This window comes from Pseudomonas sp. Con_6 (assembly GCF_059379395.1).
In genome coordinates this window covers 1,577,017-1,596,363 of the sequence record NZ_CM182011.1, presented here as the reverse complement: position 1 = coordinate 1,596,363, position 19,347 = coordinate 1,577,017, and the positions used below count along the sequence as shown (strand labels likewise).

Sequence of the window (19,347 nt, the reverse complement as noted above, 5' to 3'; positions counted from 1 at the left end):
CTTGATAGCCGAATAAAGTAGCCGAGCCCCCATGTCCGAGCCACGCCAGATCCTCGTTACCAGTGCCCTGCCCTATGCCAACGGTTCCATCCACCTTGGCCACATGCTCGAGTACATCCAGACCGACATGTGGGTGCGTTTCCAGAAGCACCGTGGCAACCAGTGCATCTACGTCTGCGCTGACGACGCCCACGGCTCGGCGATCATGCTGCGCGCGGAGAAGGAAGGCATCACCCCGGAACAGCTGATCGATGGCGTGCAGAAGGAACATGCCGGCGATTTCGCCGACTTCCTGGTCGACTTCGACAACTTCCACTCGACCCACGCAGAAGAAAACCGCGCGCTCTCCAACCAGATCTACCTGGCCCTGCGCGACGCCGGCCACATCGCCACCCGTTCGGTCACCCAGTACTTCGACCCGGACAAGAAGATGTTCCTCGCCGACCGCTTCATCAAGGGTACCTGCCCGAAATGCGCGGCCGAAGACCAGTACGGCGACAACTGCGAGAAATGCGGCGCCACCTACGCCCCTACGGAGCTGAAGAACCCGAAATCGGCGATCTCCGGTGCCACCCCGGTACTCAAGGACTCGCAGCACTTCTTCTTCAAGCTGCCTGACTTCCAGGCCATGCTCCAGGAGTGGACCCGCAGCGGCACCCTGCAGGACGCCGTGGCCAACAAGCTCGCCGAATGGCTGGATTCCGGCCTGCAGGAATGGGACATCTCCCGCGACGCGCCGTACTTCGGCTTCGAGATCCCGGGCGAGCCAGGCAAGTACTTCTACGTCTGGCTGGACGCACCGATCGGCTACATGGCCAGTTTCAAGAACCTCTGCGCGCGCCGTCCGGAACTGGACTTCGACGCGTTCTGGAACAAGGACTCCACCGCCGAGCTGTACCACTTCATCGGCAAGGACATCGTCAACTTCCACGCCCTGTTCTGGCCCGCCATGCTCCAGGGCGCCGGCTTCCGCAAGCCGACCGCGATCAACGTGCACGGTTACCTGACCGTCAACGGCCAGAAGATGTCCAAGTCCCGCGGCACCTTCATCAAGGCACGCACCTACCTGGATCACCTGTCGCCGGAATACTTGCGCTACTACTACGCCTCCAAGCTGGGCCGCGGCGTCGACGACCTCGACCTGAACCTCGAGGACTTCGTGCAGAAGGTCAACTCTGACCTGGTCGGCAAGGTGGTCAACATCGCCAGTCGCTGCGCCGGCTTCATCCACAAGGGCAATGAGGGCGTGATGGTCGCCGGCGACGCCGCGCCGGAACTGACCGAGGCCTTCCTCGCCGCCGCCCCGGGCATCGCCGAAGCCTATGAGGCCCGTGACTTCTCCCGCGCCATGCGCGAGATCATGGCCCTGGCCGACCGTGCCAACGCCTGGATCGCCGACAAGGCACCGTGGTCGCTGAACAAGCAGGAAGGCAAGCAGGACGAAGTCCAGGCCATCTGCGCCCAAGGCGTCAACCTGTTCCGCCAGCTGGTGATCTTCCTCAAGCCGGTGCTGCCGCTGCTGGCCGCCGATGCCGAGGCGTTCCTCAACGTCGCCCCGCTGACCTGGAACGACCACCTGACCCGCCTGGAAAACCACAAGCTGAATCCGTTCAAGGCGCTGATGACCCGTATCGAGCCAGCCAAGGTCGACGCCATGGTCGAAGCGTCCAAGGAGGACCTGGCTGCCAGCCAGGCCGCACCTGCCGGCAACGGCGAACTCGCCAAGGATCCGCTGTCACCGGAAATCGAATTCGATGCCTTCGCTGCGGTCGACCTGCGTGTCGCCTTGATCCTCAAGGCCGAAGCCGTTGAAGGTGCCGACAAGCTGCTGCGCCTGACCCTGGACATCGGTGACGAACAGCGCCACGTGTTCTCCGGCATCAAGTCGGCCTACCCGGATCCGGCCAAGCTGGAGGGTCGCCTGACCATGATGATCGCCAACCTCAAACCGCGGAAAATGCGCTTCGGCGTCTCCGAGGGCATGGTCATGGCCGCCGGCCCTGGTGGTGAAGAGATCTACCTGCTCAGCCCTGACAGCGGCGCCAAGCCGGGTCAGCGCATCAAGTAAGCCCGACGCCCCGGCCTCACCCGCCGGGGCGTTCTCTTTTCACCATGGGTGCCGGATGCCATGACCGAACTGATCCTCGCCCTGATCGGCGCTGCCCTGGTCAATAACATCGCCCTTCTACACACGCTGGCGGTCGATCCGCTGCTGCGTTCTCCTGCTCGACGCGAACCCGCTCCCACAAGGTTCGCGCATCGCCCACAGGTACATGCCCTCGGCCTGGCGACGCTGGTGGCGATGCTTGTGGTCAGCATCCTCGGGCAACTGCTCTACCACTACACCCTGCATCCCCTGCAACTCGACTACCTGCGCCTGTTCGTCTTTCTTCCGCTTTGCGTACTGACTCCGCTACCTATTCTCCTCGGCCTGCAACGCTGGCTGAAGGACTGGCCGTTCGCAGGGCTCCAGCCGCTCTTGGCCGGCAACGCTGCACTGCTTGGCCTGTGCCTGCAATTGAGCGGCGAACATCAAGGCCTGCTGCATGCCGGCATGATCGGCCTCGGCAGCGGCTTGGGATTCTGGCTGGTGCTGGTGCTGTTCGACGACCTGCGCCAGCGCAGCAGGCATGACGATGTTCCCCTGGCCTTTCGCGGCCTGCCCATCGAGCTGATGGGCGCCGGAATCATGGCCATGGCCTTTCTTGGTTTCAGCGGATTGTTCAGCTCATGACTCCAGTGCCGGTGGAAACCGACGTTCGCCTGCGCAGCGCCATGCAACTGGTGCTGCTGGCCTGCCTGCCGGGTTTGCTGACGCTTTTCTGGGTGTTTGGCTGGGGTGTTCTGTTCAACCTGCTATGCACTGCCATCGCGGCGCTGCTCACCGAAGCAGCCGTGCTGTGCCTGCGACAGCGCCCGGTGCTGCCAGCGCTGAACGATGGCAGCGCCTTGGTCAGCGCCTGCCTGCTGGCCATCGCCCTGCCCGCTCACCTGCCCTGGTGGGTGCCAATGATCGCCGCGAGCAGCGCCATCGCCTTGGGCAAGCAACTCTATGGCGGCGTCGGACGTAATCCGTTCAACCCGGCAATGCTGGGCTATGCGGTGGTCCTGCTGTCGTTCCCCGTGCACATGACCCATTGGCCGGAACCGCAGGCCCTGGACTTCGGCCAAAGCCTCGGCGCCTTGCTCGGCGTCGACGAACGCCCGGACGCCTGGGCCGGGGCCACGGTGCTTGACGCCCTGCGGCAGAACCGCAGCCTGACCGTCGAAGAACTGTTCACCAGCCATCCCGGCTTCGGCCATTTCGCCGGCCGCGGCAGTGAGTGGGCGAGCCTGGCCTTCCTCGCCGGTGGCCTGTTCCTCCTGCAACGCAAGGTGATCAGCTGGCATGCGCCTGTGGCCATGCTGGCCAGCCTGTTCGTCGTCAGCCTGCTGTGCTGGAACGGCTCCGGTTCCGACTCCAACGGTTCGCCGCTGCTGCACCTGCTGGCCGGCTCGACCATGCTCTGCGCTTTCTTCATCGTCACCGAGCCGGTCAGCGGAGCGAAAACGCCCTGGGGCCGCCTGCTGTTCGGCGCCGCCGTGGGTGTGCTGGTCTATCTGGTCCGCACTTGGGGCAACTATCCCGATGGAGCGGCGTTCGCCGTGTTGCTGATGAATCTCTGCTCCCCCGCCCTGGATCGGTGGGCCGAACGCCGTCAGGCGGAGGCAGCATGAGGTCGCGCGAGTGGGTGCTGGTGGGACTTGTCGCCGTGCTCGCGCTGGGCATCAGCAGTGCCTGGCAGCACTACTGCGCACCGCGGATCGCCGAGGCAGAGCAACAGCAGCAGGCCCGCACCTGGCTCAGCGTGCTGCCGACGGAACGCTATGACAACCAGCCGCTGCAACACCCACTCGCCTTGCCCGATCCGGACCTGTCCCACAGCCGCCTGCTGGCCGCCTATCTCGCCACCCTGCACGGCCAGCCCAGTGCCGTGGTGCTGCACAGCCGCTTCCAGGGCTACGCGGGGCCGATCGACCTGCTAATGGCCATCGATCGCGAGGGTCGGTTGATCGCCAGCCGGGTCTTGCAACAACAGGAAACCCCAGGGCTGGGCGCACGCCTGGCGGAGCCGGACGGAGCCTGGCTGCATCGGTTCGACGGCCGCAGCCAGGGCAATACCCCGGAAGGCGCCTGGGCGCTGAAGCGTGACAATGGCCAGTTCGACCAATTGGCGGGCGCCAGCATCACCTCGAGGGCGGTGATCCAGGCTATCCAGGATGCCTTGCGCTATTTCGACGGGCATGCACAGCTCTGGCTGAAGGGAGACGGCATCCATGAATAGATCCTCGCTGGCCGTCCTCAGTCTGGCGCTGCTGCTGGGCGCTAGCCAGACGCTGGCCCAGGCGGCCAGTATGGCGCTGCTCAGTGTCGTGACACTGCTGGTGCACCGCGGCCTGATGACGCCTTTGCGCAGGCGCCTGAGCCCTCCCGCCATAGAACTCGCCAACCTGCTGCTGGCCGCCGCCGTGGTCACCTGCCAGACCCTCGCCCTGCAAAGCTGGGCCTTGGAACTGCACCAGGCGCTGGGCATCTACCCGGAACTGCTCGCGGCAAGCTGCGTGCTGTTCGAACGAGGCCTGGGCCAACCCACCGACTGGCGTCGGGTGGCGTTGCTGCTCGGCGGCTACAGCGTCCTGTTCCTGCTGCTCGGCGCCAGCCGCGAGCTACTGGCCAGTGGCACGCTGCACCTCTCATTCGCTGGCAGGCCGGATACAACCGGCCTGCGCCTTGCCAGCCTGGCCCCGGGCGCCCTGTTGCTGCTTGGCCTGCTGCTGGCCTTGATCAAACGAGCCTGTCCGAAACAGGCCACCCAAGACCGTGAAGGAAACCGCTGATCGATGAATGCCACCAAACGCCTGGAGATTTTTCGCAGGTTCCATGAAGATAATCCCGAACCCAAGACCGAACTGGCCTACAGCTCGCCCTTCGAACTGCTGATCGCCGTGATCCTGTCGGCGCAGGCGACCGATGTCGGCGTCAACAAGGCCACAGCCAAACTTTTCCCGGTAGCCAATACTCCCGCGGCCATCCACGCCCTGGGCGTGGAAGGACTGTCCGATTACATCAAGACTATCGGCCTGTACAACAGCAAGGCGAAGAACGTCATCGAGACCTGCCGGATCCTCGTCGAGCAGCACGGCGGCGAGGTACCGGAAACCCGCGAAGCGCTGGAAGCCCTGCCTGGAGTGGGACGTAAGACCGCCAACGTGGTGCTGAACACCGCCTTCCGCCAACTGGCCATGGCGGTAGACACGCATATCTTCCGGGTCAGCAACCGTACAGGTATTGCTCCGGGGAAGAATGTCGTGGAGGTGGAAAAAGCCCTGCTCAAGTTCGTGCCCAAGGCTTATCTGCTGGATGCACACCATTGGTTGATCCTGCACGGTCGCTATGTTTGCCAGGCACGAAAACCCCGTTGCGGAAGTTGCCGGATCGAGGATTTGTGCGAGTACAAGCACAAGACCTCTGACGATTGATGAAATAGGGAAATCCTGCGCCGCTGATTGAAAAAATCTTTTTTACCAGTGTCTGGAATATCGATATAAGGGGCGCCAACGGCCCTCTTGGAACGGAGTGACACATGAGCACTGATAAAGAAGACCTTGATATCGATGATGAGCCTCCGGCGTCCGAAGAATTTGTATCGGATAGCCCGGCGGAAGCCGCGAAAACCAATCTGAGCAAACGTCGGACCATCGACAATCTGCTGGAAGAACGTCGTCTGCAAAGACAACTGGCTGACTACGACTTCGATCTTTGAGATCTCTCGGGCCTGGAAAAACAAAAGCCTCCTTTATCGGAGGCTTTTTGCGTTGCGGGTGCTGCTCAGACCAGGCCGTTGCGTTGTGCCAATTCGATCAGGTCGACCAGGGAGCGTGCATTGAGTTTGAGTAACAGCCGGGTTTTATAGGTACTGACCGTCTTGTTGCTGAGAAACATGCCGTCGGCGATTTCCTTGTTGGACTTGCCCCGCGCCAACTGCTGCAACACCATCATTTCCCGCCCCGACAGACGTCCGACCATATCCGCCTCGCTGGAGCCGCCCAGGTTGGAACGCACCGAGTGCAGCGCCTGGTTGGGGAAGTAGCTGTAACCGGACAACACCGCCTTGATCGCGCTGAGCAGTTCCGTGAGGTCCTGCTGCTTGCAGACATAACCCGCCGCGCCGGCCTGCATGCAACGCATGGAGAAATGCCCGGGCGCCTGTGAGGTCAGGACCAGTACCTTGATCACGATGCCGTTGGCGGTGAGACGACCAATCACTTCCAGCCCATCCAGTTTCGGAATCCCGATGTCCAGGATAACGATGTCGGGCAGATGTTCGCGTGCCAGTTGCAAGGCATCCACGCCATTGTCCGTTTCCCCAATCACTTCATAACCATGCCGGTCCATCAGCATGCGCACGGCCAAGCGAATGACCGGATGGTCATCGACGATCAGCACTTTATTCATGGGCAAGATCCATTCTTAAACTATTCGACTTATTAGAAGCCCGCACAATAGCCCACTCAGCCGAAGCATTGCATGAGACTTGCAAGCAACACTTACACGCTCAGACAGGGACTACGCGAATAAAGGAAAACTCCTACAGAGCACTCCTACAGGCTGTTCAGGTGAAAATCGTTGCTCGCCTTATTTTCATTCAATAAGGCCTATCAGGATGCTAGCTGTGCACATCGAAAATATCGCTACGAATAGTGGCTGATTATATGAAGGAAATATCCTTAATAACCCCGAAATAAGTCCGAATGCATTCGCAGATATTCAGAGGGTCAAATCTCGATGGAGGAAACACCGCCTCATCAAGAGCCATCACCCTGTGCTGATTGGATCCATTACGTCGCACACTATCGGCATACCCTACCCTTTCCTGCGAGCGGCACTGCTGCCAGACACCGCGGAACAGAGACCACGCCCATGAGCAGTCCAGAACCGAAGAGCCCCCTGACCATCATCGCCATCTTCGCCGGAATCATCGAAGCCTCTGCATTGGCGTCGCTGCCCTTTCTCGATGAAAGCAGCCAAAGTATCTACACTTGGTTCCTGGTTGGTTTTCCGCCGTTTCTTACACTGCTCTTCTTTCTTACCTTGAATTTCAATACCAAAAGCCTGTACGGCCCGGATGAGCAAGGCAATGAACCCCCTCTAGCGGAGACAAGTCAGAGTCATACAGCGCTGCCAGAAACAAGTGACAATTCGCACACTTCACCACCACTTGCACTTCCCTGCTCACATATTACAGAACAATCTACCGTGATCATTTCCGGGCCCAACTCCCAATCATTGCTGGAAGTTGTCGCCTGTCACGCCTTACAGGCCACCCGCGCCGGCAGGACAGTCCTGCACAATCTGGAACAAGGCACAAGAATTTGCATCGTGACCGAGATTCCGCAGAATCATTCGCCCCCCGAAGAGCAAAAAAAAACCCGGCACTGAGTGCCGGGTTTTCCTGTCGCGTCGCCGTATCAGAGCGGCGAACGACCCTTGCTCGCGGCGATGCGCATGCGCAGGGCGTTGAGCTTGATGAAGCCGGCGGCATCCGCCTGGTTGTACGCGCCGCCATCTTCCTCGAAGGTCGCAATGTTGGCGTCGAACAGCGAATCGTCGGACTTGCGGCCAGTGACGATGACGTTGCCCTTGTACAGCTTGAGGCGCACGACGCCGTTCACGTTGACCTGGGAGGCGTCGATCATCTGTTGCAGCATCAGACGCTCCGGGCTCCACCAGTAGCCGGTGTAGATCAGGCTGGCGTACTTCGGCATCAGCTCATCCTTCAGGTGAGCGACTTCGCGGTCCAGAGTGATCGACTCGATGGCACGGTGGGCCTTGAGCATGATGGTGCCGCCAGGGGTCTCGTAGCAGCCGCGTGACTTCATGCCGACGTAACGGTTCTCGACGATGTCCAGGCGACCAATACCGTTGGCGCCGCCGATGCGGTTCAGTTCGGCAAGGACGGTGGCCGGGGTCATCTCGACGCCGTCGATGGCGACGATGTCACCGTTGCGATAGGTCAGTTCCAGGTAGGTAGCCTGGTCCGGGGCGTTTTCCGGGGAAACGCTCCAGCGCCACATGTCTTCCTCGTGCTCGGTCCAGGTATCTTCCAGGACACCGCCTTCGTAGGAGATGTGCAGCAGGTTGGCGTCCATCGAGTACGGCGACTTCTTCTTGCCGTGGCGCTCGATCGGGATGCCGTGCTTCTCGGCGTAGTCCATCAGCTTCTCGCGGGACAGCAGGTCCCACTCACGCCATGGTGCGATGACCTTGACGCCTGGCTTGAGCGCATAGGCGCCCAGCTCGAAGCGAACCTGGTCGTTGCCCTTGCCGGTAGCGCCATGGGAAATGGCGTCGGCGCCGGTTTCGTTGGCGATCTCGATCAGGCGCTTGGCGATCAGCGGACGGGCGATGGAAGTACCCAGCAGGTACTCGCCTTCGTAGACGGTGTTGGCGCGGAACATCGGGAACACGAAGTCTCGGACGAACTCTTCGCGCAGGTCATCGATGTAGATCTCTTTGACGCCCATGGCCTGGGCTTTGGCGCGGGCCGGTTCGACCTCTTCGCCCTGCCCCAGATCGGCGGTGAAAGTCACCACTTCACAGTTATAGGTATCTTGCAGCCACTTGAGAATCACCGAAGTATCAAGGCCGCCGGAATACGCCAGTACGACCTTTTTTACGTCCGCCATGCCATCACTCCACGGGGTTGTACGGAAAACCGTAGAGTCTACCGATCCCGCCGTGAAATTTACAGTGGGGCGACAGCTTGTGACGACAAAGCGACAGGAACTGTCGTGGGCGCGACGGTCGGTCGCACTCAGGATTTGACGGTGGACTTGCCTGGCTGGGCCTGTGCCGCCGGGGCTGCAGCGGGCGCTGGCGTTGCAGCAGGCGCCGGGGTGACTGGCACGGCAGGTGCGGCAGGCTTCTCGACCGGCGTGACCCGGTCAAGCTGGATGTTCACCCGCCGGTTGCGCGCGCGGTTGGCCGCGGAATTATTGGCCACCAGCGGATAGCGCTCGCCGTGGAATCGCACGACGATGTTCTCTTCCGGCACGCCGTGAGCCTTGAGGTATTCCTGCACCGCCAGAGCGCGGCGACGCGATACGTCGCGGTTGGTCAGGCGGTTGCCGCTGTTATCGGAGTGGCCATCCAGCTCGATATGGTTGACCGACGGGTCAGCCTTGATGAAATCGAGCAGTACGTCGAGCCGTGCGCGGGCGTCGGCATCCAGGTCGATGCCATTGCCCGGGAAGCCGACGCGGGTCTGGCGAATCTGGTCGAAGTTCATCGGCAGCAGCTTGGCCGAGCAGATCTGATAGTCAGCGTAGGCCTTGTTGAACTTCACCGGTAACAGGCGGACTTCCATGGTCTGCCCGGCTTCCCCGGCATAGTTGCGCACCACCGTGCTGCGCCCGTCCATCAGACCATTGATCAGGCGGCTGGCCTGGCCCTGGGAGCTATTGAACAGCACGCCACTACGCGCCATGCGGATCGACCCGAGGTTGATGTCGCCCCTTCCCGGCTGCCACGGCGCGGCGGCCGCCAGCAGGGTCGCGGAACCGGCGCCGAGCATGTTGCTGGTCGAGCGCAGACGGAAAGTCGCCTGCTCGCCGGCACGGCGCACGAACTCGCCACTTCCGAAATCGGCGATGGGCTGGATCAGTCGACACTCGAACTGATCGCCTTCGACCTTCCACTCGATATTTTCCACGCGCGTCTGGAACGTGAGCGCGGTGGCGGGAAGGCTGGCGAACAGACTGAGCAGGGCTAGATAACGCTGGCGCACGGGCGGCTCCACAAAATTCTCTCACTTACCTGCAGGCTATCGGACAGCATTGGCAAAACTTGATAGCGAGTGCTCGGAACAGGCTTTTCCGGTAGCATTCGCCCAGAGTTCGAACCGCCTGGAAAGCCCAATGTCCGATCGCCTGACCCTCCTGCGTCCCGATGACTGGCACATTCATCTTCGCGATGGAGCCGTGCTGCCTCATACCGTCCGGGACGTGGCGCGCACCTTCGCCCGCGCCATCATCATGCCCAACCTGGTGCCGCCGGTACGCAATGCCGCCGAAGCCGGTGCCTATCGCCAGCGCATCCTCGATGCCCGTCCGGCTGGCAGCCGTTTCGAGCCGCTGATGGTGCTCTACCTCACCGACCGTACCCAGCCGGAAGACATCCGCGCGGCCAAGGCCAGCGGCTTCGTCTACGCTGCCAAGCTGTACCCGGCCGGCGCGACCACCAACTCGGACTCCGGCGTCACCAGCATCGACAAGATCTTCCCGGCCCTGGAAGCCATGGCCGAAGTGGGCATGCTCCTGCTGGTCCACGGCGAAGTGACGCGCAGCGAGATCGACGTGTTCGACCGCGAGAAGCTGTTCATCGACGAGCACCTGCGTCGCGTGGTGGAGCGCTTCCCGACCCTGAAGATCGTGTTCGAGCACATCACCACGGCCGATGCCGCGCAGTTCGTCAAGGAAGCCCCGGCCAATGTCGGCGCGACCATCACCGCCCAGCACTTGCTGTACAACCGCAACCACATGCTGGTCGGCGGCATTCGCCCGCACTTCTATTGCCTGCCGATCCTCAAGCGCAACACGCACCAGATCGCCCTGCTCGACGCCGCCACCAGCGGCAACGGCAAGTTCTTCCTCGGTACAGACTCGGCACCTCATGCCCGCCACGCCAAGGAGGCCGCCTGTGGCTGCGCCGGCTGCTACACCGCCTTCGCCGCGATCGAGCTGTACGCCGAGGCTTTCGAGCAACGCAACGCCCTGGACAAGCTGGAAGGTTTCGCCAGCCTGCACGGCCCGGCCTTCTATGACCTGCCGGCGAACACCGACACCATCACCCTGGTCCGCGAGGAGTGGACCGCTCCGGACAGCCTGCCGTTCGGCGACAACACCGTGGTCCCGCTGCGCGCCGGTGAAAAACTGCGCTGGCGCCTGCTGGAGGAAAGCAAGTGAGTGACGATCAGTTCGACGACGACCAGGAAGGTCTTGGCGGTGGCGGTCCTCGTCATCCGATGGCAGCGCGCTTCCGCGGTTACCTGCCGGTGGTGGTGGATGTCGAGACCGGCGGTTTCAACAGCGCCACCGACGCCCTGCTGGAAATTGCCGCGGTCACCATCGGCATGGACGAGAAGGGTTTCCTGTTCCCGGAACACACCTACTTCTTCCGTGTCGAGCCGTTCGAAGGTGCCAACATCGAACAGGCGGCCCTGGAATTCACCGGGATCAAGCTCGATCACCCGCTGCGCATGGCCGTCAGCGAGGAATCGGCGCTGACCGACATCTTCCGTGGCGTGCGCAAGGCGCTGAAGGCCAACGGCTGCAAGCGGGCGATCCTGGTCGGCCACAACAGCAGCTTCGACCTCGGCTTCCTCAACGCCGCCGTGGCACGCAACGACCTGAAGCGCAACCCGTTCCACCCCTTCTCCAGCTTCGACACCGCGACCCTGGCGGGCCTGGCCTATGGCCAGACCGTGCTGGCGCGGGCCTGCCAGAGCGCCGACATCGATTTCGACGGACGCGAGGCGCATTCCGCCCGCTACGACACGGAAAAGACCGCCGAGCTGTTCTGCGGCATCGTCAACCGCTGGAAGGAAATGGGCGGCTGGCACGATTTCGACGACTGAGGTCGTTGTTCAACGCACAAAAAAACCGGCCACCAGGGCCGGTTTTTTTGTATCTGGCGAAATTACAGCTTGCCAGCGTTCTCGCTCAGGTAAGCAGCAACGCCTTCTGGCGAAGCGGTCATGCCCTTGTCACCTTTTTTCCAGTTGGCAGGGCAGACTTCGCCGTGCTCTTCGTGGAATTGCAGAGCGTCGACCAGACGCAGCAGCTCGTCCATGTTACGGCCCAGCGGCAGGTCGTTGACGATCTGCGAACGGACGATGCCGTTGGTGTCGATCAGGAACGCGCCACGGAAGGCTACGCCGCCTTCGGACTCGACGTCATAGGCCTTGCAGATCTCGTGGGAGATGTCGGCGGCCAAGGTGTACTGGACCGGGCCGATACCGCCGTTGTTGACCGGGGTGTTGCGCCAGGCGTTGTGGGTGAAGTGCGAGTCGATCGAGACGCCGATGACTTCGACATTGCGATCCTTGAACTCAGGAATGCGGTGGTCCAGGGCGATCAGCTCGGACGGGCAGACGAAGGTGAAGTCCAGCGGGTAGAAGAACACCAGGCCGTACTTGCCCTTGATAGCCGAAGCCAGGTTGAAGCTGTCGACGATTTCGCCATTGCCCAGTACGGCGGCGACGGTGAAGTCCGGGGCTTTTTTGCCAACGAGCACGCTCATTCGATTTCTCCTGATGGTTTTTGGAAACTGACTACGCAGGCGGCCGAAGCCGTCTGACATGGGTTGAACATCATACACGGCCCTGCGCGGGACGCCGAGTCATGGCGAATCGACTCTTTTTCCTACCGGCGGTCGCTCTATCTCGCGCCTTGGAGAAAGTCCTTTGACAAGCATTCTCATTACCATTAGGCTTCACTGCATTCGAGCCTAACGCCCTGATGGTTTTCTTCTATGTATGTGTGTCTTTGTGTTGGTGTAACCGACGGACAGATCCGCGACGCGATCTATGAAGGATGCTGTAGCTACAAGGAAGTCCGCGCTGCCACCAATGTGGCGAGCCAATGTGGCAAGTGTGCGTGTGTCGCCAAGCAGGTGGTCCGCGAAACCCTCGCCGAGATCCAGATCAGCCAGGCGGCCGCCCTGCCCTACCCGGTGGAATTTACCGCCGCGTAAAAAATTAATTCCCTCCATTCTGAAGAACCGGGCCTCGTGCCCGGTTTTTTTATGCCCGAAATTCAATTAGTTAGGTATAAAACGCGGACTAAAAACATTCTTATTCCGATTAATTTTCACTTATTATTCAACAACTTAGGTTTGACAGCGAAAGTTGTCAGGCTCAAACTTCCGCTCATTGACACTCTGCACAGGGCGGGACCCCACCATGAAAGGCGACGTAAGCGTCATCCAGCATCTCAACAAGATCCTCGGAAACGAGCTGGTCGCGATCAACCAATACTTCCTCCATGCGCGCATGTACGAGGACTGGGGTCTGGATAAGCTGGGCAAGCACGAGTACAAAGAATCCATCGACGAGATGAAGCACGCTGACAAACTGATCAAGCGTATCCTCTTCCTCGAAGGCATCCCTAACGTCCAGGACCTGGGCAAACTACTGATCGGCGAGCACACTCGGGAAATGCTCGAGTGCGACCTGAAGATCGAGCAGAAAGGCCTGATCGACCTGAAAGCCGCCATCGCCCACTGCGAGACCGTTGGCGACTTCGGCAGCCGTGAGTTGCTGGAAGACATCCTCGAGTCCGAGGAAGAGCATATCGACTGGCTGGAGACCCAACTAGGTCTGATCGACAAGGTCGGCCTGGAGAATTATCTGCAATCGCAGATGGGCGACGGCGAGTAAGCCTCAAGCTACAAGAAAAAAGCAGTGGCAGTCGCCGCTGCTTTTTTTTTGGTTCTTCACGGTATATCGGGAAACTTGGGGGTTGAATGTTCGGTGTCGGTGTCGGTGTCGGTGTCGGTGTCGCGAGCTTATCCATTGCGGGCGGTGACGCCACCGGCCCCTTCCGCCTTTACGGCGGGTCCATTTTGTTGCGGCAAAATGGACGAAAACCGCCCGCTCCCACAGCCGGCCCTGCGCTTCGCTCCGGGTCCCCTCCTTCCGGCGCCTTGCGTGGGCCCGCGGCCTACGACTTGCTTCGCAAGTCTTCACCTCGCGCTTCGGCTTCGCCGAAGGGTGCTGCGCACCTGCCTCCGCAAGACACCTCCACTCGGCCGGCTGAGGTCGCAATTTGCGGCGTCTGAACCTTCGCGCACCAAGAGCAAAAGCAAGAGCGCGGCGTCTTGTTATGTTGGGCTATCGATGCCGATCTTGTTTTCGAAGATGGATCTTTCGTGTCGTCACCCGTAACTCGCGACGTCAGGCGCCGGAGGGAGGGGACCCGGAGCGCAGCGCAGGGCCGGATGCAGGAGCAAGCGGTTTTCGTCTATTTTGCCAAGACAAAATGGACCCGCCGTAGAGGCGGAAGGGGCCGGTGGCTTCGCCGCCCGCAATGGATAAGCTCGCGATACCGATACCGCCACTAAACCCAAAGCTTCCCGGTATTCCGTGATGAACCTTTTTTTGCCCATTCTCCAGAGCTGACGCGAACTCTGTAGGAGCCAGTGATCCTGGCAGAAATGAAAAAGCCCCGCATTCGCGGGGCTTTTCGGTATCAGGCAGGCGATCAGGCTTCAGCAGCCTTGGCCGCAGCTTCCTTGATCAGGGTCTGCAGTTCACCGTTGTCGAACATCTCGGCCATGATGTCACTGCCGCCGACCAGCTCGCCCGCTACCCACAGTTGCGGGAAAGTTGGCCAGTTGGCGTATTTCGGCAGGTTGGCGCGAATTTCCGGGTTCTGCAGGATGTCGACGTAAGCGAACTTCTCGCCACAGCCCATCACGCATTTCGCCGCCTTGGCCGAAAAGCCGCACTGTGGGGCATTCGGCGAACCTTTCATGTAAAGCAGAATGGTGTTGTTGGCGATCTGCTCTTTGATTGTTTCAATGATATCCATGAAGCACCTCGGCTGAACTTTCCGACCTGGTTGTCGGCACGGTGACGCATTGTATCGGAAAGCCGAGCAGGACGCTCGGCCTTGCCGACAATCAAGCAGCCACCACTTCCACCGGTACGCCGTTGAGCACCGCATTGCCGGACAACGCGTCGATCAGGCGCTCGTCGGTCAGGTCGTTGGCACTGACCCCGGACTGCGCGCTGGCGATATCCAGCAACACGCCCGGACGGGAATGCCCGAAACCATGGGGCAGGCTGACCACACCGGGCATCATGTCGCTGCTAGCCTGCACCTCCACCTCGACGCTCCCAACCCGCGAGGTCACCCGCACCCGCTGGCCGTCCTGCAACTGGCGTCCGGCAAGGTCTTGCGGGTGCATCAACAACTGGTGGCGCGGCTTGCCCTTCACCAGACGGTGAAAGTTGTGCATCCAGGAATTGTTGCTGCGCACGTGGCGGCGGCCGATCAGCAGCAATTGCGCAGCGCTCGGCGGCTGTTGCGCGGCAAAGCGCTGCAGGTCGGCAAGCAGTGCAGGCGGCGCCGCCTCGATGGCCATGCTGTCGGTCTTCAGACGCGCCGCCAGGTTCGGCTGCAAGGGGCCGAGATCGATACCGTGGGGATGCTGGTCGAGTGTCTTGAGCGACAGGTTGAGCGGTGAGCCTTCACCGTAGCGGCCGCTGCGCAGGCCCAAGTCGATCATCTGCGCCGGCGCAAGGGTCGGTTTCAGCGGCTTGTCGGCGATCTTCGCGAAAGCCTCGGCCAGGCCGACGAAGATCTCCCAGTCATGCAGTGCGCCCGGCGGCTTGGGCAGGATGGCGCGGTTGAAACGGCTGACGTTGCGCACCGCGAACAGGTTGAAGGTGGTGTCGTAGTGATCGTTCTCCAGCGCCGAAGTGGAGGGCAGGATCAGGTCGGCGTAGCGCGTGGTTTCGTTGATGTACAAGTCGACGCTGAGCATGAACTCCAGGCCATCGAGCGCCTGTTCCAGCTGTCGTCCGTTGGGCGTCGAAAGCGCCGGGTTGCCAGCCACGGTGACCAAAGCACGAACCTGGCCCTCGCCCTCGACGAGCATTTCCTCGGCCAGGGCCGCCACCGGCAGTTCGCCGCCGTACTCCGGCAACCCGGAAACCCGGCTCTGCCAGACATTGAAGTGACCACCGCTGGTGGTCGCCACCAGGTCCACCGCCGGTTCGGTGCACAACGCACCGCCGACGCGATCAAGATTGCCGCTGACCAGGTTGATCAGTTGTACCAGCCACTGGCAAAGCGTGCCGAAGGCCTGGGTGGAAACGCCCATGCGCCCATAGCACACCGCTTTGTCGGCGGCGGAAAAGTCCCGCGCCAGTTGACGGATCAGTCCCGCTTCGATGCCGCAGAGCAGGCTCATGACCTCCGCGGTGAAGGGCTGCAACGCCGTGCGAACCTCATCCAGGCCGTTGACCGGCAGATGGCTGGCACGGGTCAGGCCTTCTTCGAACAGAGTATTGAGTACACCGCAGAGCAGCGCCGCATCTCCACCCGGACGCACGAACAGGTGCTGGTCGGCCATGGCTGCGGTCTCGCTACGCCGCGGGTCGACCACCACCAGCTTGCCGCCGCGGGCCTGAAGGGCCTTGAGGCGTTTCTCCACGTCTGGCACCGTCATGATGCTGCCGTTGGACGCCAGCGGGTTACCGCCGAGGATCAGCATGAAGTCGGTGTGATCGATGTCCGGGATCGGCAGCAGCAGGCCGTGACCATACATCAGGTAGCTGCTCAGGTGATGGGGCAACTGGTCGACGGACGTGGCTGAAAAACGGTTGCGGGTTTTCAGCAGGCCGAGGAAGTAATTGCTGTGGGTCATCAGCCCATAGTTGTGCACGCTGGGATTACCTTGGTACACCGCCACGGCGTTCTGCCCGTGGCGCTGCTGGATCTCGTGCAGCTTGCGCGCCGCCATCTCGAAGGCTTCGTCCCAGGAGATCGGCAGCCATTGCTCACCGACCCGTACGACGGGACCACGCAGGCGGTTGGGATCGTTCTGGATATCCTGCAGGGCCACCGCCTTGGGGCAGATATGGCCACGGCTGAAACTGTCCTGCGGGTCGCCCTTGATCGAGGCGATACGCGGTGTGCCACCCTCGTCGGTATCGAGCTCGAAGGTCAGGCCGCAAATGGCCTCGCACAGGTGACAGGCTCGGTGGTGCACGGTCTTGGTCATGGCCGCCTCTTGTTCTGCGAATCGGGGGGGAGTGCCGTCCCCGACTATGGCCGCGACCCGGCGCTGTCGCCAGCGATCTTCGCCGCGTGAATTCCCCGGCATTAGCTTGGACGATGGTCCCAATCGAACGACAAAGCCCTGCCCGTCGATTGCAAAGCCCTTTGCGGGCGGTGTACAAAGGTCGCTTGCTCTGCGAAAAAAGCAGACCAATGGCACGCTGCGTGCGCCGTAGGCACTGGCTTTGCCACCAAGAGATCGCAAAGCGACCTCCATTGCGCCAGCGGCGTCACGGCGCAACCCCACTTGGTAAGACGCGACATTTAATTATAGTATTGCGCCTTCCCCTATTTCGTCGCCCCCGTGCGGCTTACGCCGCAGGTCTCATCCGTGTTTCCGAAAACCGGTTGTTGCTGATCTGCGGTCTGTTGCAAAAAGGTAGTCAATGATGAGCGCTAGGCACTTTCTCTCCCTGATGGATTTCACCGCCGAAGAACTGGTCAGTGTGATCCGCCGAGGGATCGAGCTGAAAGACCTGCGTAACCGCGGCGTACTCTTCGAGCCCCTGAAGAATCGCGTGCTGGGCATGATCTTCGAGAAGTCCTCGACCCGTACCCGGCTGTCCTTCGAGGCCGGCATGATCCAGCTCGGCGGCCAGGCGATCTTCCTATCCCCGCGCGACACCCAGTTGGGCCGTGGCGAGCCGATCGGTGACTGCGCCATCGTCATGTCGCGCATGCTCGATGCAGTGATGATCCGTACCTTCGCCCACAGCACCCTGACCGAGTTCGCAGCCAATTCCCGCGTGCCGGTGATCAACGGCCTGTCCGACGACCTGCACCCCTGCCAGTTGCTGGCCGACATGCAGACCTTCCTCGAGCACCGCGGCCCGATCCAGGGCAAGACCGTGGCCTGGATCGGCGACGGTAACAACATGTGCAACAGCTATATAGAAGCGGCCATCCAGTTCGACTTCCAGTTGCGCGTCGCCTGCCCTGAGGGCTATGAGCCGAACGCGAAGTTCGTCGCCCTGGCCGGTGACCGCGTGCAGATCGTCCGTGATCCGAAGGACGCCGTACGCGACGCCCACCTGATCAGCACCGACGTCTGGACCTCCATGGGCCAGGAAGAGGAAACCGCGCGGCGCCTGGAGCGTTTCGCGCCTTATCAGGTGACCCGCGAGCTGCTCGACCTGGCCGCCCCTGACGCCCTGTTCATGCACTGCCTGCCCGCCCACCGCGGCGAGGAGATCAGCATGGACCTGCTCGACGACCCACGTTCGGTCGCTTGGGATCAGGCAGAAAACCGCCTGCACGCGCAGAAGGCACTTCTCGAATTCCTTGTTGAACCGGCCTACCACCACGCATGAGTCATTCCCTGCTGCTCAACCTGCGCAACCTCGCCTGCGGCTATGGCGAGGCGCGCATCGTCCAGAACCTCAACCTGCATCTCAATGCCGGCGACATCGGTTGCCTGCTGGGGTCGTCAGGCTGCGGCAAGACCACCACCCTGCGCGCCATCGCCGGCTTCGAGCCGGTGCATGACGGCGAGATCCTGCTGGCCGGCGAGGTCATTTCGAAAGCCGGGTTCACCCTTGCTCCGGAAAAGCGCCGGATCGGCATGGTGTTCCAGGACTACGCGCTGTTTCCCCACCTGACCGTGGCGGAAAACATCGCCTTCGGCCTCGGCAAGCACCCGCGCAAGCAGGATGTGGTCAAGGACATGCTGGAGCTGGTCAAGCTCGACGGCCTTGGCGGGCGCTACCCGCACGAGCTGTCCGGCGGCCAGCAGCAGCGCGTGGCCCTGGCCCGCGCCCTGGCCCCTGAACCGCAATTGCTGCTGCTCGACGAACCCTTCTCCAACCTCGACGTGGAACTGCGCCGACGCCTCAGCCATGAGGTCCGCGACATCCTGAAGAGCCGCGGCACCAGCGCGATCCTGGTCACTCACGACCAGGAAGAAGCCTTCGCCGTCAGCGACCATGTCGGCGTGTTCAAGGAAGGCCGCCTGGAGCAGTGGGACACCCCCTATAACCTCTATCACGAGCCGGCCACGCCCTTCGTGGCCAGCTTCATCGGCCAGGGATACTTCATCCGCGGCCAGTTGCTCAGCCCGGAGTCGGTGCAGACCGAGCTTGGTGAGCTGCGCGGCAATCGTGCCTACAGCTTGCCGGTGGGTGGTGCGGTGGATGTGCTGCTGCGCCCGGACGATATCGTGCATGCCGCCGGCAGCGCGCTGACTGCACGGGTCAGCGGCAAGAGCTTCCAGGGGGCTTCGACCCTGTATCGCCTGCAGCTGGCGACCGGCTCGCAGCTTGAGGCGATCTTCCCGAGTCATCTGGATTACCCGGTCGGGGAGGATGTGGGGATCGCGGTGGCGGCGGATCATCTGGTGCTGTTTGCGGCGTCGGGTAGCGTCGAGGCAAGGTTGCCGCACAGCGCTGCCCCCTGAAATAGAAAGGCCGTCACATCCATGACGGCCTTTTTTTTCAATGGTCATCCAGACACCACGGACCCTGT

20 protein-coding genes are annotated in these 19,347 nt (G+C 61.7%); 14 read left to right on the top strand and 6 right to left on the bottom strand.

Annotated features, from left to right (window positions below; genetic code table 11):
- The first annotated feature begins 31 nt into the window (after positions 1–31).
- The 7 genes from metG (at position 32) to AC5QPF_RS07265 (ending at position 5,804) form a co-directional block, all read left to right on the top strand.
- Positions 32–2,068, top strand: coding sequence for a methionine--tRNA ligase (gene metG, locus AC5QPF_RS07295; RefSeq protein WP_494962599.1), 2,037 nt, complete (start codon positions 32–34; stop codon positions 2,066–2,068).
- 60 nt (positions 2,069–2,128) lie between these two features.
- On the top strand, positions 2,129–2,734 hold the full coding sequence (locus AC5QPF_RS07290) for an Rnf-Nqr domain containing protein (RefSeq protein ID WP_494962598.1): 606 nt from the start codon (positions 2,129–2,131) through the stop codon (positions 2,732–2,734).
- A complete protein-coding gene (locus AC5QPF_RS07285) occupies positions 2,731–3,717 on the top strand; it encodes an RnfABCDGE type electron transport complex subunit D (protein ID WP_494962597.1) in 987 nt (328 codons plus the stop codon). Before AC5QPF_RS07290 ends, AC5QPF_RS07285 begins: the two co-directional genes overlap by 4 nt.
- Positions 3,714–4,325 carry an RnfABCDGE type electron transport complex subunit G gene (locus AC5QPF_RS07280; protein ID WP_494962596.1) on the top strand — a complete coding sequence of 204 codons (612 nt, stop codon included), beginning with the start codon at positions 3,714–3,716 and terminating at the stop codon, positions 4,323–4,325. The genes AC5QPF_RS07285 and AC5QPF_RS07280 overlap by 4 nt, the downstream gene beginning before the upstream one ends.
- Complete coding sequence (locus AC5QPF_RS07275; RefSeq protein ID WP_494962595.1) at positions 4,318–4,878, top strand: Rnf-Nqr domain containing protein; 561 nt, start codon at positions 4,318–4,320, stop codon at positions 4,876–4,878. Before AC5QPF_RS07280 ends, AC5QPF_RS07275 begins: the two co-directional genes overlap by 8 nt.
- A gap of 3 nt (positions 4,879–4,881) precedes the next feature.
- Positions 4,882–5,520 (top strand): endonuclease III, encoded by a 639-nt coding sequence (gene nth / locus AC5QPF_RS07270; RefSeq protein ID WP_494962594.1) that lies wholly within the window; start codon positions 4,882–4,884, stop codon positions 5,518–5,520.
- Positions 5,521–5,624: 104 nt separating this feature from the next.
- Positions 5,625–5,804: a PA3496 family putative envelope integrity protein gene (locus AC5QPF_RS07265; RefSeq protein ID WP_494962593.1), complete on the top strand. Its 180-nt coding sequence runs from the start codon at positions 5,625–5,627 to the stop codon at positions 5,802–5,804.
- 65 nt (positions 5,805–5,869) lie between these two features.
- Here AC5QPF_RS07265 and AC5QPF_RS07260 read toward each other — a convergent pair whose 3' ends face one another.
- The gene (locus tag AC5QPF_RS07260; RefSeq protein ID WP_042122760.1) at positions 5,870–6,496 is read right to left on the bottom strand and encodes a response regulator transcription factor; all 627 of its coding nucleotides are present in this window, start codon (positions 6,494–6,496) and stop codon (positions 5,870–5,872) included.
- A 465-nt stretch (positions 6,497–6,961) separates the two neighbouring features.
- Between AC5QPF_RS07260 and AC5QPF_RS07255 the strand changes: the two genes are divergently transcribed.
- Complete coding sequence (locus tag AC5QPF_RS07255; protein WP_494962592.1) at positions 6,962–7,480, top strand: hypothetical protein; 519 nt, start codon at positions 6,962–6,964, stop codon at positions 7,478–7,480.
- Between the two features lie 29 nt (positions 7,481–7,509).
- On the opposite strand, the gene AC5QPF_RS07250 is transcribed toward AC5QPF_RS07255, so the two are convergent.
- On the bottom strand, positions 7,510–8,727 hold the full coding sequence (locus tag AC5QPF_RS07250) for an argininosuccinate synthase (protein ID WP_009396513.1): 1,218 nt from the start codon (positions 8,725–8,727) through the stop codon (positions 7,510–7,512).
- Positions 8,728–8,855: 128 nt separating this feature from the next.
- Positions 8,856–9,827 carry an OmpA family protein gene (locus AC5QPF_RS07245; RefSeq protein ID WP_494962591.1) on the bottom strand — a complete coding sequence of 324 codons (972 nt, stop codon included), beginning with the start codon at positions 9,825–9,827 and terminating at the stop codon, positions 8,856–8,858.
- Between the two features lie 130 nt (positions 9,828–9,957).
- Here AC5QPF_RS07245 and pyrC point away from each other — a divergent pair, with 130 nt between their 5' ends.
- Entirely contained in the window at positions 9,958–11,004 is a 1,047-nt protein-coding gene (gene pyrC / locus AC5QPF_RS07240) for a dihydroorotase (protein WP_494962590.1), read from the top strand.
- Positions 11,001–11,675, top strand: coding sequence for a ribonuclease T (rnt, locus tag AC5QPF_RS07235; RefSeq protein ID WP_494962589.1), 675 nt, complete (start codon positions 11,001–11,003; stop codon positions 11,673–11,675). Before pyrC ends, rnt begins: the two co-directional genes overlap by 4 nt.
- 62 nt (positions 11,676–11,737) lie before the next feature.
- Here rnt and AC5QPF_RS07230 read toward each other — a convergent pair whose 3' ends face one another.
- Positions 11,738–12,340, bottom strand: a complete 603-nt coding sequence (locus AC5QPF_RS07230) for a peroxiredoxin C (protein WP_494962588.1) — start codon at positions 12,338–12,340, stop codon at positions 11,738–11,740.
- A 231-nt stretch (positions 12,341–12,571) separates the two neighbouring features.
- On the opposite strand from AC5QPF_RS07230, the gene AC5QPF_RS07225 reads away from it, so the two are divergent.
- A complete protein-coding gene (locus AC5QPF_RS07225) occupies positions 12,572–12,793 on the top strand; it encodes a bacterioferritin-associated ferredoxin (protein WP_042122752.1) in 222 nt (73 codons plus the stop codon).
- Between the two features lie 208 nt (positions 12,794–13,001).
- A complete protein-coding gene (bfr, locus tag AC5QPF_RS07220) occupies positions 13,002–13,478 on the top strand; it encodes a bacterioferritin (RefSeq protein WP_316919557.1) in 477 nt (158 codons plus the stop codon).
- A gap of 823 nt (positions 13,479–14,301) precedes the next feature.
- Here bfr and grxD read toward each other — a convergent pair.
- Positions 14,302–14,631, bottom strand: coding sequence for a Grx4 family monothiol glutaredoxin (grxD, locus tag AC5QPF_RS07215; RefSeq protein ID WP_494962587.1), 330 nt, complete (start codon positions 14,629–14,631; stop codon positions 14,302–14,304).
- Positions 14,632–14,722: 91 nt separating this feature from the next.
- Positions 14,723–16,831, bottom strand: a complete 2,109-nt coding sequence (locus tag AC5QPF_RS07210; RefSeq protein ID WP_494962586.1) for a molybdopterin-dependent oxidoreductase — start codon at positions 16,829–16,831, stop codon at positions 14,723–14,725.
- 445 nt (positions 16,832–17,276) lie between these two features.
- On the opposite strand from AC5QPF_RS07210, the gene argF reads away from it, so the two are divergent.
- Positions 17,277–18,197, top strand: coding sequence for an ornithine carbamoyltransferase (gene argF, locus AC5QPF_RS07205; RefSeq protein WP_494962585.1), 921 nt, complete (start codon positions 17,277–17,279; stop codon positions 18,195–18,197).
- The gene (locus tag AC5QPF_RS07200; RefSeq protein ID WP_494962584.1) at positions 18,194–19,279 is read left to right on the top strand and encodes an ATP-binding cassette domain-containing protein; all 1,086 of its coding nucleotides are present in this window, start codon (positions 18,194–18,196) and stop codon (positions 19,277–19,279) included. The genes argF and AC5QPF_RS07200 overlap by 4 nt, the downstream gene beginning before the upstream one ends.
- The last annotated feature ends 68 nt before the right edge of the window (positions 19,280–19,347 follow it).